Origin of the sequence: Empedobacter falsenii (genome assembly GCF_019308355.1) — a bacterium.
GTDB classification, from domain to species: Bacteria; Bacteroidota; Bacteroidia; order Flavobacteriales; family Weeksellaceae; genus Empedobacter; species Empedobacter falsenii_B.
This window is the reverse complement of record NZ_JAAGKM010000014.1, coordinates 37,086-53,270: the sequence shown is the minus strand read 5'-3', so window position 1 is coordinate 53,270 and position 16,185 is coordinate 37,086. Positions and strand designations below refer to the sequence as shown.

At 32.5% G+C, this 16,185-nt stretch carries 14 protein-coding genes; 2 read left to right on the top strand and 12 right to left on the bottom strand.

Features of this window, described 5'->3' with window-relative positions; genetic code table 11:
* Positions 1-166 precede the first annotated feature (166 nt).
* From G0Q09_RS07615 to G0Q09_RS07595, 5 genes are all read right to left on the bottom strand, one after another.
* Positions 167-1,039, bottom strand: a complete 873-nt coding sequence (locus G0Q09_RS07615; protein ID WP_219034453.1) for a tetratricopeptide repeat protein — start codon at positions 1,037-1,039, stop codon at positions 167-169.
* A gap of 76 nt (positions 1,040-1,115) precedes the next feature.
* Complete coding sequence (locus tag G0Q09_RS07610) at positions 1,116-2,138, bottom strand: AMP-binding protein (protein ID WP_219034452.1); 1,023 nt, start codon at positions 2,136-2,138, stop codon at positions 1,116-1,118.
* A gap of 1 nt (position 2,139) precedes the next feature.
* Complete coding sequence (locus G0Q09_RS07605; protein ID WP_257468111.1) at positions 2,140-2,751, bottom strand: DUF1684 domain-containing protein; 612 nt, start codon at positions 2,749-2,751, stop codon at positions 2,140-2,142.
* The gene (locus G0Q09_RS07600; protein ID WP_219034451.1) at positions 2,748-3,788 is read right to left on the bottom strand and encodes an o-succinylbenzoate synthase; all 1,041 of its coding nucleotides are present in this window, start codon (positions 3,786-3,788) and stop codon (positions 2,748-2,750) included. Before G0Q09_RS07600 ends, G0Q09_RS07605 begins: the two co-directional genes overlap by 4 nt.
* A gap of 75 nt (positions 3,789-3,863) precedes the next feature.
* Positions 3,864-4,277 (bottom strand): VOC family protein, encoded by a 414-nt coding sequence (locus G0Q09_RS07595; RefSeq protein WP_219034458.1) that lies wholly within the window; start codon positions 4,275-4,277, stop codon positions 3,864-3,866.
* Between the two features lie 113 nt (positions 4,278-4,390).
* Here G0Q09_RS07595 and G0Q09_RS07590 point away from each other — a divergent pair, with 113 nt between their 5' ends.
* Together G0Q09_RS07590 and G0Q09_RS07585 are read left to right on the top strand one after the other, a co-directional pair.
* Positions 4,391-5,641, top strand: coding sequence for a MutS-related protein (locus tag G0Q09_RS07590; protein ID WP_219034450.1), 1,251 nt, complete (start codon positions 4,391-4,393; stop codon positions 5,639-5,641).
* Between the two features lie 98 nt (positions 5,642-5,739).
* Positions 5,740-8,142: an outer membrane beta-barrel family protein gene (locus G0Q09_RS07585; protein WP_219034449.1), complete on the top strand. Its 2,403-nt coding sequence runs from the start codon at positions 5,740-5,742 to the stop codon at positions 8,140-8,142.
* A gap of 90 nt (positions 8,143-8,232) precedes the next feature.
* Here the strand turns inward: G0Q09_RS07585 and G0Q09_RS07580 are convergent, their stop codons facing one another.
* The 7 genes from G0Q09_RS07580 to G0Q09_RS07550 form a co-directional block, all read right to left on the bottom strand.
* On the bottom strand, positions 8,233-8,892 hold the full coding sequence (locus G0Q09_RS07580) for a YggS family pyridoxal phosphate-dependent enzyme (protein ID WP_114999389.1): 660 nt from the start codon (positions 8,890-8,892) through the stop codon (positions 8,233-8,235).
* 3 nt (positions 8,893-8,895) lie between these two features.
* Complete coding sequence (locus tag G0Q09_RS07575; protein WP_219034448.1) at positions 8,896-10,143, bottom strand: DUF1015 domain-containing protein; 1,248 nt, start codon at positions 10,141-10,143, stop codon at positions 8,896-8,898.
* Positions 10,144-10,176: 33 nt separating this feature from the next.
* The gene (locus tag G0Q09_RS07570; RefSeq protein WP_114999386.1) at positions 10,177-11,127 is read right to left on the bottom strand and encodes a D-2-hydroxyacid dehydrogenase; all 951 of its coding nucleotides are present in this window, start codon (positions 11,125-11,127) and stop codon (positions 10,177-10,179) included.
* Between the two features lie 87 nt (positions 11,128-11,214).
* Complete coding sequence (serC, locus tag G0Q09_RS07565; protein ID WP_038337000.1) at positions 11,215-12,285, bottom strand: 3-phosphoserine/phosphohydroxythreonine transaminase; 1,071 nt, start codon at positions 12,283-12,285, stop codon at positions 11,215-11,217.
* Between the two features lie 162 nt (positions 12,286-12,447).
* A complete protein-coding gene (locus tag G0Q09_RS07560; protein WP_219034447.1) occupies positions 12,448-13,707 on the bottom strand; it encodes an aminotransferase class I/II-fold pyridoxal phosphate-dependent enzyme in 1,260 nt (419 codons plus the stop codon).
* A 93-nt stretch (positions 13,708-13,800) separates the two neighbouring features.
* Positions 13,801-14,838, bottom strand: a complete 1,038-nt coding sequence (locus G0Q09_RS07555) for a PLP-dependent cysteine synthase family protein (protein ID WP_219034446.1) — start codon at positions 14,836-14,838, stop codon at positions 13,801-13,803.
* A 130-nt stretch (positions 14,839-14,968) separates the two neighbouring features.
* Positions 14,969-16,123 (bottom strand): GlmU family protein, encoded by a 1,155-nt coding sequence (locus tag G0Q09_RS07550; protein ID WP_038336997.1) that lies wholly within the window; start codon positions 16,121-16,123, stop codon positions 14,969-14,971.
* Between the last annotated feature and the right edge of the window lie 62 nt (positions 16,124-16,185).

The following is a 16,185-nucleotide window of genomic DNA, read 5'->3' as shown; positions in this document are numbered from 1 at the left end:
TCTTCATCTATTTATGCAAAACTGAAATAAACTCAACTTGACATTATTGTCATTCTAAACCTGTCGAAGAATCTCAGATTATTCTAAACTACTTCAGTCATCTTCAACTCGATTCAAGATCACAACAAAAATATTTCCTTGAGAAAAATGTAGTTGAGTAAAAAAACTAATCTTCTTTCAATAGAATTTCGACTTCTAAATATTCGTGGTAATTTTTGACAAAATCATGGTCAAAATCAATGTCTTCTAAGCGCATTTGAATCCCTTTTTTATCAACATCAATATAATCTAAAATCGTTTGAACATTATAAAGTTCAAGATTATGAAACGTAGGATACAACGTAATTTGCTTCAAGGTAAGTGCCATAATAAAACAATTGATTCCATTAAAATTAACCCCGATATCAGCGAAATTCTTATAAAAAGCAATCAAATTTGTTTTGAGCTGAAGATTATAATTAAAACTTCTCAACTTGAAATTTTTTAAGACCAATCGATTTGTCGTTTTCAAGACAATTTCTTCAGTAATCTGAAGGTTTTTACTCAATAATTCTAAAACTTGTTTATCCTCAACCAATTGATACAAAATATTCAAATATCGTTTAGCTTCATCAAATTCAAACAATTCTAAACTCACTAAAATCGATAAGAAAAGAAAACGTTGATTGGTAGGATACACAATTTCAATTTCTTTCAAATACTTTTGCGCTTCATCAAATTTCAATTTATGAATATAATATTCGGCAATGTAGAAATTCGCCGCATACAAGTAATAATCTTCCTTTTTTGCTTCTAAAAGATACAAAATCGATTCTTCGTTGAAGTTTAAATTGCGCTGAACAACTCCTTTCAGAAAAAGTGCTTTTTTATCTTTTGGATATTCGTGAAGCAACTGATTTAATAAATCTTGTGCCTTAATTAATTGCTGAATCGGATTGTGGATAAACGAAAAACTTTTCCAAATGGGATATTGATTCTCATCCATCTCGTCGTCAAGAATCAAGAAAAAAATATCATTAAAAAGTCGATTGTAATCCACAGTATAAGTTTTAGTAGTGCTAAAATTAAGCTATTTTTAGGTAAAATACACGAACAAAATAAAAAATAGGTCGGTTCTAAAACTGTTGTCTTTTTACTTTTCCACTTTCAGTTCGTAGAAATTGATCGATAAAAACAATTTCTTTCGGTTGTTGGTATTTAGTTAAATCTGCTGAAGAAAAATCCAAGCTCCTCTCCTCTCCTTCCACAACTAAAATTAATTTCTGGCCTAATAATTCATCCGCTTTTGAGGTAATATAAAACTCAGAATTAATGAACGATTTCAGCTTATTTTCTATTTGTTCAGGAAATAATTTTATTCCACCCGAATTAATCACATTATCTGCTCGTCCAATCCAGTTAAATTTACGCTGATCAATCAATTCAACCACATCATTTGTAACCACTTGCAAACCGTCATAAGGCGTATCAATCACCAAACAACCGCGTTCATCTTGTGAAATCTTTACCTCATCAAACGCTTCAAAAAATTGTTCTGCATCAGTATATTTTTGATTCGCAACTTGTTTAAACGCAATATGCGTAATCGTCTCCGTCATCGCATACGTTTCATAGACTTCGTTCTCAAAAGCAAACAATTCTTGTTTCACTTTCTCCGAAAGAGGCGCTCCTCCTATGATTAACTTTTGACATTTCGAAACAAAATCTAACGAATTTTCGACTTGCATAGGCGTTAACGCAACAAAATCAATCGAGGTAAAATTTTGCGAAATTCCACGATTAATTTCATTCAAAGAAATATGAGAAGTTGGTTGCATACAAATCAATTTCAATCCGATTTCTACTGCACGAATCAACATCAATTTTCCAGCAATATAAGTAACAGGCATCACCAATAAAGCTGAATTTCCTTTTTCTAACTGCAAATATTTGCCCGTCATATTCGCACTTTTTCGCATATTCTCTTTGGTCAAAATAATCTCTTTCGGAGTTCCAGTAGACCCCGAAGTATGCGCAATCATCACCTCAGAATCAGAAAACCATTCAACCAAAAAATCTTTTATGGATTGTTCAAATTCATTGGTAACTTCAATAGCGTTGACATCATAGTTAGGTTGAGAAAAATCTAAATACAACATTCTATTTATGATAACTTACACCTGCATTAATTTCGATATCCAACACATTATTCGCTGGCGGAATGGGACAATTGTAATGTTTGCTATATGCACAATAAGGATTGTACACTTGGTTAAAATCCAACGTTATTTCATTGGCTTTTGTACCCAAATCTTTTGTTGTCAAATCCAAATAACGTCCGCCTCCATAAGACGTCACGCCGTTTGTTTCGTCCATAAAAGGTAAAAACAAACTGTCAGCATATTTCTCCATAATTGGAGAAGATTGATAAACCGTCAACGTTTGTTCAACATTATCCAACATAAATGTCACCGTTCCGTATTCTTTGTAATTTTTGATTTTCTTCGCAGAAGTAGGAAACGGAATCACCTTTCCATCTTTGATTGGCGTAAATTTCGCTTTCACAATATATTTTTCGCTAATCGGAAAAAATGTAATTCCTTTGAAATTCGTTTTTTCTTCGTCTACCAATGGCGTCGTTTTAGGATCAGTATAAAAAGTAGCCAATTCGGTTTGATATTTTTGGATCGCAGCTAAATCAATTGTTTTTTTTGTCGTTTGACAACTCATTAAAACGATTGTTGCAAAAAATGCGATAATTATTTTATTCATGCTAATTTGTTTCGAAATAAATATTCTCCTCTTAATTCTAATCGACTTGGAAAATTGTTTGTAAACAAACCTCCTGTTCCCAATCCTTGTGGCATTTCTGGGTATAAAATCGCCGTCCATTGTGCAATAGCGTTTAAGCCGATATTACTTTCTAAAGCTGATGTTATCCAAAATGGTATTTCGTATGTATCTGCTGCATTGATCCATTCCAACGAACCTCTAATTCCACCAACTAAGCTTGGTTTTAGAATAATAAATTGTGGTTTGATTTTTTCTAATAATTTAAATTTATCTTCTTGATGAACAATTCCAATTAATTCTTCGTCCAACGCAATTGGTGTCGGTGTTGTGGCGCATAATTCCGTCATCAAATCGATTTGTCCAGCTTTGATAGGTTGTTCAATCGAATGTATTTTTAATTCAGCCAATTGTTGCAAGACCACTTTTGCTTCTTCAAATGTAAAACCTCCATTCGCGTCTACTCTTAACTCTAATTGCTCAGCAGAAAAATCTTGTCTTAATTGTTGAATAATTTTGTGTTCATTTTCCCAATCAACTCCAATTTTCAATTTGATACAGTTGAAACCAATTGCTAATTTTTCTTTGATTTGTTCACGCATAAAATCAATCGAACCCATCCAAATTAAACCATTCGTTTGAATACCTTGGTCACCTGTCGAAAAAGCCGATTCGTACAAATCTGGATTTAATTTATCTGTATAATTTTCGTTGTAACGATTCGCAGACATACTTTGAAAAGCCTGCTCTACACCAAACTGAATCGAAGGCCATTCGCGCAATTCACGCCACAATTCATCAACTCCTAAGTCAATATTGTCACAAACCCATTGCAATTTTTCTTCATAATCAGGACGATCATCAAAACTCAATCCTTTAAACAATCCACATTCACCAACATATTCTTTTCCATCTTCTTCTAATGTAAAAAGATACGTCAATTTCTCTGTCAAAACACCGCGCGAAGTACCGCTTGGATTTTTGAATTTCAAAATATAAGGTTCAAAACTTGCTTTCATACTTCAAATTTAGTCAAATATGATGAGCTCCGAAAGTAGTTTTGGGAGAAATAATCTGCAAACTTTCCCTACCAATTAAGTATTTTCCAATGCAGCGATATCAAACTTTTTCATTTTCATAAACGCTTGCATCACGCATTGAGTTTTTTCTGAATTACTCAAAAGTTTTGGTAAAACAGTTGGCACAACTTGCCAAGAAAGACCAAATTTATCTTTTAACCAGCCACAATTCCCTTCTTCTCCGCCATTCGAAGTAAGATTGTTCCAATATAAATCAATTTCTTCTTGCGTTTCACAATCAATAACAAATGAAGTCGCTTCATTAAACTTAAAATTTGGACCTCCATTCAATCCCATAAACTTTTTCCCATTCAACTTAAAAATAACCACCATCTGATTATCGGTTATAATTTTTGAATTAGGAAAAATTGAACAATAAAAATTTGCAGCTTCTTGCGCTTGTCCGTCAAACCATAGACACGGATAAATTTCATTTTTCTTATTGTGTAGTTTTTAAATTGGTGTTAAATACTATTTTATTCAGTAATTTAATCAAATATGATTATCTTGAAAAATAGTTTCAAAAGAAATAATTGCCAACCATGATGAACATTGATAATTTGAATTTAGAAAAAGATATTCTACCTCTTTTTAATGTGACATTGAATTATAATTCACGTTCAACGTTACTCCAATTATTGAATACAAAACCGAAAACGTTGCAAGAAGTCATAGATAGACAAAATATTATCAAAAGTTTTGTACAACAAGTGGAAGGAAAGTCGCTATACAATTATTCTAAAACGGAATATAACGAGGTTTTGAATACAATAAATAACGTTGAATCAGTCGATTTTCTAAAGATAAAATTCTATTCATCTGTTAAATCTACGCTCGAAAGTTCGCTAATACAACTTTATATTTTCTTCAATAAAATTTATACGTTTTTGCAATCGTTAGAAGTACAATTATTTCCAACTAAATTTCGAAATCTATTAGACAATATGATTGCTACATTGATGTCAATTGAAACGAAAAAAAATTATCAATTCATTCGAAATAGAAAATTTAAGAGCAAGGAAATTCTAAATGCAAACGATTTATTGATTGAAAACAAAGCACAAATCAATTCATTTTTCGAGCAACTTCATCTCTTCGAAGCATATTTATCTATTAGTTTAAAAGTAATTGAACATCAATTTATTTTTCCGACTATTTCACCACAAAACGAGCTCGATTTAGTTGATTTTTATTATCCATTACTCAAAAATCCTGTCAAAAATAATTTCAAAACTTCTAAAAATGTTGTTGTATTAACAGGTGCAAATATGTCAGGAAAATCAACTTTTTTTCGTGCAATTGCTTTTTGTAGTTATTTGGGAAATCTTGGACTTCCAGTTCCATGCAAAACAGCAACAATTCCTTTTTATCAAACTATTAGTATCAATATCGATCATACAGACAATGTGTTGAAAGGATATAGTCATTTTATGAATGAAATTATGAACCTAAAAAATTATCTCATTTCGAGTAAAGAAGCAGGTTATAGTTTTGCTATTTTCGATGAATTGTTTAGTGGAACAAATTCGATTGATGCGACAAATTTGTTAACAAAAACAATAAAAGGTCTAGATTCACATCAAAATACCTTGACATTTATTTCAACACATCTCAATGAAATTCTGGACGAATTACAACAACTTTATAATACAGAATTTCTTCATTTGGAATGTATTATTGAAGAAAACACGCCTGTTTATACTTATAAAATAAAAAATGGTTCTTCCAACATTCGAGTTGGACAATTAATTTTTGAGAAAGAAGGATTAAATGAATTACTTAAGCCAAGTTAATTCATAATTTCACTTAACACATATTTAAGAATTATTTCACATTTAGGCATGTAACTTTTCAAACAGTCCTGCGTCTTATTTGTAAATAACCCTATAATATGAAAAAATACTTTCTTCCAATTATTTGTGTTGCAGCAATTCAAACATATGCACAACAAGAAGTAAAAGGAATTATACAATATACCAATCAAACGCCTGTTGCTTTAGCGGATGTTGTAATTTCGCAAGGAGATAAAATTGTAGATGAAATCTCTACAGACGAAAATGGACATTTCTCAGTCATTTTAGAAGAAGGTTCATATACGTTCAAAATTGAAGAAGCTGGTGTTACATTACATTCAGTAAAGCTACAAGTTACAAAAAATGCTGATTTAGGCGTTATTTTAGTTCCAAAAACTGAAAATGTAACCTTAACGGAAGCTGTTGTTACAGGTCAAAAAAAATTAGTTGAAAAGAAAGTAGATCGATTAATTTTCAATGTCGATCAAGCAGAAGGTGCAAAAGGTGGAAATGCCTTAGATGCATTGAAACTTGCGCCACGTATCAAGGTGGAAGAAGCGACAGATGCTATTTCGATTATAGGAAAAGGTTCAGTAAGCGTCATGATTAATGACCGATTAATGCAGATGAGCAGTGAACAATTGTCAAATTATCTAAAAACCATTCGAACAGAAGATATTGAAAAAATTGAAGTCATTACAAATCCTCCAGCCAAATACGATGCGACAGGAAACAGTGGAATTATCAATATTGTATTGAAAAATGCAAAACAAGAAAGTTTGAATGGTTCTATTTCGACTTCATACAACCAGCAAAAATACGGTGGATTCAATTTGAACGGGAATATCAATTACCGCAAAGGAAAATGGACATTAACCTCTAATATTTATAGTGGTAAAGGAAATTGGTATGGTAAAAGTAAAAACACAACTTTATATCCAGATCAAAAATGGACTTCGGACGGAATTAATAAAAATGAGAACAATTATTATGGTGGTCGAATTGGTATTGATTATCAAATCAATGACAACTTAATTACAGGTTTCAATTTAGATATTTCAGATGGTAAAGGAGAAAGTAAAGGAAATTCAGTCATTGATATTTTCGATTTAGTGAACAACAAAACAAATCGTTATATGACGACGAATTGGGATGGTGGAAAATGGAATTGGAATTATTTGGGATTAAATTACCATATCATCAAAAAATTCAAAACGGAAGGTAAAAAGTTAACATTCGATTTTGACTATTCGAATAACGGAAACGATAGCAATAACAAAAATATCAGTAACGAATTTGATCCTAATTGGGCAGAAATCCCTGGTAAATACGAAAATAATTACAGCTTAAATGACGGCTCTTCAAACCGATTCAATGCAAGTATCGATATGGAGCATCCTGTTAATTCGTGGAAAATGAATTATGGAACGCGTTTACGTTGGGCAACAGATGAAGCGGAAAATCAACGATTTTTAAAACTTAATCCGAATGATAATTTCCATGAAGATACCGATTTTGCAAGCAAATACAATTACAAAGAGAATGTCTACGCATTGTATTATTCGGTAGAAAAACAATTGAGTGAAAAGCTGACAGGAAAAGTTGGGTTACGCTATGAGCATGCACAAGTGAAAAGCATTATGGAAGATCCGAAAAATAATTACGAAAAAACTTATGACGGCTTATATCCTACCGCTTATTTGATGTATCAATCATCGGAAAATCATTCGTTTACATTAAACTATAGTCGTCGTGTAGATCGTCCATTTATTTGGTATTTAAATCCAAGAAGAACGAAACAAAATGAGTATAATTATTCAGAAGGAAATCCAAATTTGACGCCTTCTAATTCGAATAATTTCGAGTTAGAGCATGCGTATAAAGATTTATTGGTAACAAGTTTGTATTACCGCAATGCGAATGATCTTTTTGAACAAGTAAGCATCATGGATCCTGATACCAAGATTACACTTTCTAAGCCTTATAATATTGGAAAAACATATAGTATTGGTTTAAGTGAAAACATCAACGTAAAACCTTATAAATGGTGGAAAGTAAATGCTTCGGCAGATGTTTTCTATCGTAAAACAACCAGTAAAATTCCTGAAATGAATTATACATTAGACGGAATGAATGGGGAATTTAGAATTACAAATAATTTAGATTTAAACAAAAAGAAAACCCTTTTTGCAAATTACTCGTATTCGTATTACACAAAAAGCACAGATGGCTTGGATAAATTTGGAGATTTCACGCGACATAATATTGGGTTAAGAGCAATGGTTTTTCAAAAGAAATTGCAAATCTCTGCCAATATTTCTAACCTTTTCGAAAACAAAAATGGTTCATACACAAGCATTTCTAATAATGTTATAAATACTGGTGTAAGCCAATCTTACAGATCGTACCGAATTGGAATAAGTTATAATTTTGGAAAACAATTCAAAATAGAACGATCAAAATCTAACCAAGAGCAAAGCGGAGGCGTAGGAAATGGTTAACATATAAAAACTTTTTCATCAAAACTAAAAATACAAAAACCCTAAAACTTATCATTTTAGGGTTTTGTTATTTTAAAAAAAATTAGTCCATTATATGGAATAATTACGATGTCCAAAGATCGAACTCCCAATGCGAACCATTGTACTGCCTTCTTCTATCGCGATTTGATAATCTCCTGACATTCCCATTGATAAAATAGAAATGTTTTGATAAATAGATTTCAATGAATCAAAGTTAGATTTTAAAGAACGGAATTCTTCACGAATTTGACTTTCATCTTCCGTAAACGTTGCCATTCCCATCAATCCAACTACGCGAACATTTGGTAAATGCTGAATTTCTTCTTGCATTATCTGTTGAATTTCTTCTTCATCCAAGCCAAATTTTGTTTCTTCATCTGCTATAAATTGTTGCAACAACACATCAATTACGCGATTATTTTTTTGGGCTTGTTTGTGAATTTCTTTCAACAATTTTAAACTATCAACTCCATGTATCAAATGCACAAAAGGCGCCATATACTTCACTTTATTGGTTTGCACATGACCAATCATATGCCAACGTATATCCTTTGGAAGAACTTCGTATTTATCGCACATTTCTTGAATCTTGTTTTCACCAAAATCTCGCATTCCAGCCGCATAAGCTTCTTGCAAATCCTCCACAGGTTTTGTCTTAGAAACCGCTACCAATGTCACATGAGCAGGAATTGTAGCTTCGATTGTTTTTAAATTTTCTTGAATACTCATTTTTTATTCTTTCAAATCAAATACAGCAAAACCGCTTAATGGTTTTGGTTCGATATATGTACTTTTTGGTGGCATTTTAAGCCCTAAATCCGCAATCAATTGCAAATCCTTCACATCCACTGGATAAAAAGCAAAAGCTGCAATATAATCGTGATGATCAACTTTATTTTTAAGCGCTTCTACTCCTTCTCTATTGCGCGTACCACATTCGTAATGAATGCGTTTATCCTTTTTAGAATCTTGAATATTTAGAATTGGTTTCATCACATTTTCTTCGAAAATATAAGTATCCAATTCGCTTAAACCTTCGGTTGTCAATAAATTATTTTTGACATATAAACTATAATATTGACCATCTAAATACATCACAATATGATGTTTTTTGGTTGGCACAACTAATTCATCACCTTTCGGAATAATTTCAAAATCAGCTTCTAAAGCAGTTAAAAACACTTCTGGAGTTAAGCCGTTTAAATCTTTAATTAATCGATTATAATCATTGATAATCAAATCTTCATTCGAAACTAAAAGTGCTAACGTATAATTAAACGCTTCATCACCATAGACTTCATCTTTCGAATTTTCAACCGCAAATTTTGTGTATCGCTCCGAACTTTCCATACGATGATGTCCATCTGCAATATACAATTCGTCTAATTTTTCGATTGAATCTTTTAATTGTTTTAAATTTAAACGATTATCAACTCTCCACAACAAATGTTGCGTTCCGTTTTCTTCTTCTATTTTCAGAATCGGCTTGCGTTTCATTTCCGTATCAATCAACAAATCTACACGTTGAGCAGGTTTATAGGTCAACAAAACAGGTTCCGCATGGAAATGAGATTCTTTCAAATAATCAGCAAATAATTCCACACGACGCTCCAAAGTTTCTTCGTGCTTTTTTATTTTATTTTGACGATAATCATCAATATTCACCAAGCCTAAAAGTCCTTTTGTTTCGCGTCCATCAGGCTGTATGACTTGATAAATATAAAAAGACGACTTGTCTTGCGTTAATATTTTTTTCGAAATAAAATCCTCAAAATTCTCACGAACTTTTCTGAATTTCTCTTTCGGATCTTGAATCGTTTCGTCCCAAGTTGGCAAAATAATATGCAAAAAAGAGTTTTCTCTGTTATTGATATAATAATCCAATTCTTCTTTCGAATATTGATTAACGGCAAGCGTCACAAATTCTTGAGAAGTTTCTTCTGTAGGTCGAATTCCTTTGAATGGTTTAAATTGAGGCATTTTGAATAGTTTTAGATAGAATGAAACTCAAAATTATTTTCCGTAAATCTCAACGATTTGCGAAGCTAATTCAGTTCCAATTCTGTCCTGCGCTTCATTCGTAGAACCTGCAATATGAGGAGATAATGACAAAGATTCGTTCATCAACAAGCCCATTTCTGGTGTTGGCTCATTCTCAAAAACATCTAAGGCTGCTCCAGCAACTTTTCCGTCTTCAATTGCATCAACCAAAGCACGCTCGTCAACTACTCCACCACGAGCCGTATTAATTACAATCACGCCATCTTTCATTTTTGCAAATTCTTTTTCACCCAAAATATATCCATCTTGTGCTGGAACATGCAGCGAAATGAAATCTGCTTTTGTAATGACTTCATCAAAATCAACAGAAGTGATGGTAAACGTTAATTTTTGACCATCAAAAAATTCTAATTCAATGTCACGTGTTGCTGGGAATTTATCATACACTAAAATATTCATTCCTAAACCAATCGCTTCACGAATCACTTCTACACCGATACGGCCAAAACCGATTACACCCATTGTTTTTCCTCTCAATTCGATTGCTTTTGCGTAAGCTTTTTTCAATCCATTGAAGTTAGAATCTCCTTCTAAAGGCATATTACGATTGGCTTGGTGTAAATTACGAACGATAGAAAACAAATGCGCAATTACAAATTCTGCTACAGATTGAGAAGAAGATGCTGGCGTATTAATCACCTGAATTCCTTTTTCGCGTGCATAAGCAACATCGATATTGTCCATACCAACTCCTCCACGACCGATAATTTTAAGATTTGTCGCATCAATCAAAGGTTGACGAACTTTAGTCGCAGAACGCACTAAAAGTACTTCAACTCCATTTTCGTTGATATAATTTTCTAATTGTTCTTGTGCTACGTGAGCAGTTATTACTTCGAAACCTTTTGCTTCTAAAGCTTCTATTCCTGCCTTAGAAATTCCATCGTTTGCTAATATTTTCATGTTATTATTATAGAATTAAGATGTGAGATTTTAGATGTTAGATAATATATTTCTCAATACTAATATCTAGCATCTAATGTCTGCTGATTAACCAAATTTTTGTTCAAATTGTTTCATTACTTCTACCAAAACTTGAACAGATTCTAATGGTAAAGCATTGTACATAGACGCACGGTATCCACCAACATCACGGTGACCAGCCAAAGAAACAACTCCAGCTTCTTTTAACATTGCATCAAAATCAGCTTTGAAATCTTCGTTATTTAAGACAAAAGTGGCATTCATTTGAGAACGATCTTCTGTTGCAGCAGTTCCTGTAAATAATCCGTTACGATCAATTTCAGCATACATTGCATCTGCTTTTGCAGTATTAATTTTTGCAATCGCTTCTACTCCACCTTGCTCTTTTAACCATTGTAAATTTAACATGACACCGTAAATTGCAATTACTGGCCACGTATTAAACGATGATTCTTTTTTGATATGTGTTTCGTAGTTTAAATAATCGGGAATATTACGTCCCGTTTTACCTAATAAATCTTTTTGAACGATTGCAACAGCAGAACCTGCAGGTCCCATATTTTTTTGGGCTCCAGCATAGATTACACCAAATTTAGAAACATCAATTGTGCGAGATAAAATATCCGAAGACATATCACAAACTATTGGAACTGGAGAATTTGGAAACTCTTTCATTTGTGTTCCAAAAATGGTATTATTTGATGTGCAGTGGAAATAATCAACATCTGAAGGAACAGTATATCCTTTTGGAATATAACTATAATTTTGATCTTTTGAAGAAGCAATAACTTCGATTTCTCCGAAACGCTTCGCTTCTTTGATAGCATTTTCTGCCCATTTTCCTGTTTGTGTATAAGCTGCTTTTCCGCCTTCTTTCAATAAATTGTAAGCTACAGTAGGAAATTGCAATGAAGCTCCACCTTGCATAAAAACTACGTCATGTGTTTCTGGAACATTCATCAATTCTTTTACCAACGCTCTTGCTGTATCAATTACTTCTACCGCATCTTTGCGACGGTGAGAAATTTCTAAGATTGATGTTCCTGAATTGTTGAAATCTAAACAAGCTTGAGCCATTTTGTCGAAAACAACTTGTGGTAAAATGCATGGTCCTGCACTAAAATTGTGAATTTTCATAATTAAAATTGTTGTGTGTTTGTGTGTCTAATTTGTAAACAAATATAGTAAATCAAATATGGAAAAAAGTGAATAATTACTTAACTTTTGAACAGAATACAAACAAAAAACCCTAAACTAATTCAGTTTAGGGTTTTTCTATTATTTGATTGAATATTTATTTTAGTATTGAACAAAATCAACATTCAATTCTTCTGCTTTGCGTTTGTAATATCCGTCAGCTAATTTATCTTTAATCTCAGCAAATGAGTTTAACGTATATTCGATGTGTTCGTCTTCGTGAGCAGCAGTTGGAATAATACGGAAAATAATCATTCCTTTTGGAATAACTGGATAAACTACTACAGAAACGAAAATACCATATTCTTCGCGCATTTCTTTTGCCAATACAGTCGCTTCGATAGGAGAACCATTCAATACGATTGGCGTAACACATGTGTTAGAACCTCCAATATCAAATCCTCTTTCTTCTAATCCTTTCTGAATTTTTTCTACATTGTGCCATAACTTATCTTTAAGCTCTGGTTGAGAACGTAATAACTCAAGACGTTTTAAACCTCCGATTACCATTGGCATTGTCAATGATTTAGCAAAAATTTGAGAACGTAAGTTATATTTTAAAATACGGATAATATCTTTATTTCCAGCGATAAAAGCTCCAAAACCAGCCATAGATTTTGCGAAAGTAGAGAAATAGATATCAATTGCATCTTGACAACCTTGCTCCTCTCCGGCTCCAGCTCCAGTTTTACCTAATGTACCAAAACCGTGTGCATCGTCTACTAATAAACGGAATTTGTATTCATCTTTGTAAGCCGCAATCTCTTTCAAAATACCTTGCTTACCAGTCATTCCAAAAACACCTTCTGTAATCACTAAAATTCCGCCTCCTTGTTTATCAGCTAATTTACGTGCACGAGCAATTGTTTTTTCAAAACTTTCGATGTTGTTGTGTTGGTAAATAAAACGTTTACCAAAGTGTAAACGAACTCCATCAACAATACAAGCATGACATTCAGCATCATAAACGATTACATCATTTTTAGATACTAAAGCATCAATTGTAGATACCATTCCTTGGTATCCAAAATTCATTAAATAAGCAGACTCTTTTTGAACAAAATCAGCCAATTCTTGCTCTAATTGTGCGTGAAAATCTGTTTGTCCAGACATTGCGCGAGCTCCCATTGGATAAGCCATACCATATTCAGCTGCCGCATCAGCATCAGCTTTACGAACTTCTGGATGGTTAGCTAAACCTAAATAGTTATTGATTGACCAAGTAATTACTTTTTTACCTTGGAATTCCATTACGGGTCCAATTTCTCCTTTTAACTGTGGAAAAACATAATAACCTTCACCATAATCAGCGAATTGACCTAATGGTCCAGGGTTCTGTTTTAAACGTTCAAAAATGTCCATTTTATTATAGTTTAATTTTTTATTAATTGAAAAAAAGTAGAAAGTGAACGAACACTACCTACTTTAAATATTTAATTTTTACAAATATACGTATTATTTAATTCTTTCGACTGTTGCTCGAGCTTCTAAACCATTGAGTCTGCTATTTGTAAAGCCTTGCTCTGCCATCCAATCATCACTAAAAACTTTTGTCATATAGCGCGAACCATGGTCTGGATACAAAATTACAACTAAAGAATTTTCGTCAAATTCTCCAGCTTCAGCCAATTGTTTATATGCTTGTGTTGCAGCACCAGAAGTATATCCTGCCATAATTCCTTCTTTCAAAGCAATTTCTCTTGTACGATAAGCAGCTTCTTCGTCTGTCACTTTGATAAAAGAATCAACCATTTCAAAATCTAAAGCTCCAGGAACTAAATTTTTTCCCATTCCTTCGATTCTGTAAGGATAGATATCATTCTGATCAATTTTTCCAGTTTCGTGATAACCTTTCAATATTGATCCATAAGCATCAACTCCGATGATTTTCACATCTGGGTTTTGCTCTTTTATATAACGTGCACTACCTGTCAAAGTTCCTCCTGTACCTGTACAACCGATTAGGTGAGTAATTTTACCCTCTGTTTTATTCCAGATTTCAGGACCTGTTGTTAAATAGTGAGCTTCTGTATTCCCTTGATTAAAATATTGATTAATATAAAGAGAATTTGGCGTTTCCGCAGCAATACGTTTTGCTACTTCGTAATATGATCTTGGATCATCAGCAGGTACATTCGCAGGGCACAAAAATACTTTTGCTCCCATCGCTTTTAAAAATGAAATCTTTTCTGCCTTTGTTTTATCCGATACCGCTAAGATACATTTGTACCCTTTTACGATAGCCACCATAGCTACAGCAAATCCAGTGTTACCTGAAGTTGTTTCTACAATCGTAGCACCAGGTTTTAATAGACCATTTTTTTCAGCCTCTTCTATAATATGTAAAGCTATTCTGTCTTTTGTTGAATGTCCAGGATTGTAACATTCTAACTTTGCATAAACTTCGCCTGGAATGTCTTGGTTAATTCTGTTTAACTGAACTAATGGAGTATCTCCAATTAACTCTAAAACGTTTTTATATTTACCAGTCATTTCACAAATATTCTTTTCTAACAAAAAAGCAAAATTAAGGATTTTTTAATTAATTGTTAAAAGATTAACACGTAAAATTAATCATATTACAATTTTAAACTTAAATTCTTATGATTTACTCGTTATTAAATTAGTTATTATTTAAATTAAAAATATGTTCTAAAATTCTTTTATCAGCAAGTGTAAAAGCAATTTTTCTTCTTTCCATCATTTTTTCTGCAGCTTCACAAGCTTTATCAAAATTAAAAACAGGAGCGTCTGATTGTCCACCCCAACTATAATGTTTAATCATATTTGGTGGAAAACCTGATTGAAAAACGTTCGCACAAACTCCAACAACTGTACCAGTATTAAATTGTGTATTGATTGCAGATTTAGCATAATCGCCCATTATTAAACCACAAAATTGCAAACCTGTTTTTACAAATCTTTTTTGGTTATAACTCCATAACTTTACTTCTGCATAATTATTTTTCAAGTTTGAGTTATTTGTATCCGCGCCTAAATTGCACCATTCTCCAATTACAGAATTCCCTAAAAACCCATCATGTCCTTTATTTGAATATGCTATTAGGATTGAATTATTTAATTCACCACCAACTTTACAAAAAGGACCAATCGTACAACCAGCATATATTTTTGCACCCATATTTATTTTTGCATGCTCGCATAAAGCTAATCCGCCACGAATCATAGAACCTTCCATAATTTCGGCATCTTTTCCAATATAAATTGGACCTTCTGATGCATTCAAAATAGAAAATTCAACTTTCGCACCTTCTTCAATAAATATTTTTTCAGGAGCTAAAACTTGGTTGGTTGTAGATATTGATTGAGAAGTTCTTCCTTTTGTCACCAAATCAAAATCAAATTCAATTGCCTGGAAATTGTAAGTAAACAGATCCCAAGAATGTTGTAGATGAATTACTTCATCTTCAAATTGAATAATATCTGATGTGATTTTTGGAGTTTCTTCAGTTGATTTAACTGCTACAAGTTGATTGTCAAAAATTAGGGTTTGGTTTGGTTTTAAATTCTTTATCGCTTCAATTAATTTTTCATTCGGAAAAAAAGTTGGGTTGATAAATGTATTTTCTGTTTGAAGTTTAGCAGGAAATTTTTCTTGCAAATAAGGTTTCGTTTGATAAGAAACCTCTGTATTTAGTATTTTTTCCCAACGTTCTGCAAAACTCAATATCCCCATTCTTAGGGCAGCTACAGGTCTTGTAAATGTTAGGGGCAAAAAATCTTCCCATTCTTCGCCATCAAAAAGAACTATGTTCATTGATCTATGAATTTGTGCAAATTTAAAAATAATTATTTTATAAGTCGATAATATCAATATAG

Coding starts and splice junctions, on each gene's coding strand:
- G0Q09_RS07580 (WP_114999389.1), bottom strand. CDS start 8,892: ATGAGTATTCAAGAAAATTTAAAAACAATCGAAGCTACAATTCCTGCT.
- G0Q09_RS07555 (WP_219034446.1), bottom strand. CDS start 14,838: ATGACTGGTAAATATAAAAACGTTTTAGAGTTAATTGGAGATACTCCA.
- G0Q09_RS07570 (WP_114999386.1), bottom strand. CDS start 11,127: ATGAAAATATTAGCAAACGATGGAATTTCTAAGGCAGGAATAGAAGCT.
- G0Q09_RS07605 (WP_257468111.1), bottom strand. CDS start 2,751: ATGAATAAAATAATTATCGCATTTTTTGCAACAATCGTTTTAATGAGT.
- G0Q09_RS07550 (WP_038336997.1), bottom strand. CDS start 16,123: ATGAACATAGTTCTTTTTGATGGCGAAGAATGGGAAGATTTTTTGCCC.
- serC (WP_038337000.1), bottom strand. CDS start 12,285: ATGAAAATTCACAATTTTAGTGCAGGACCATGCATTTTACCACAAGTT.
- G0Q09_RS07590 (WP_219034450.1), top strand. CDS start 4,391: ATGATGAACATTGATAATTTGAATTTAGAAAAAGATATTCTACCTCTT.
- G0Q09_RS07585 (WP_219034449.1), top strand. CDS start 5,740: ATGAAAAAATACTTTCTTCCAATTATTTGTGTTGCAGCAATTCAAACA.
- G0Q09_RS07560 (WP_219034447.1), bottom strand. CDS start 13,707: ATGGACATTTTTGAACGTTTAAAACAGAACCCTGGACCATTAGGTCAA.
- G0Q09_RS07610 (WP_219034452.1), bottom strand. CDS start 2,138: ATGTTGTATTTAGATTTTTCTCAACCTAACTATGATGTCAACGCTATT.
- G0Q09_RS07575 (WP_219034448.1), bottom strand. CDS start 10,143: ATGCCTCAATTTAAACCATTCAAAGGAATTCGACCTACAGAAGAAACT.
- G0Q09_RS07600 (WP_219034451.1), bottom strand. CDS start 3,788: ATGAAAGCAAGTTTTGAACCTTATATTTTGAAATTCAAAAATCCAAGC.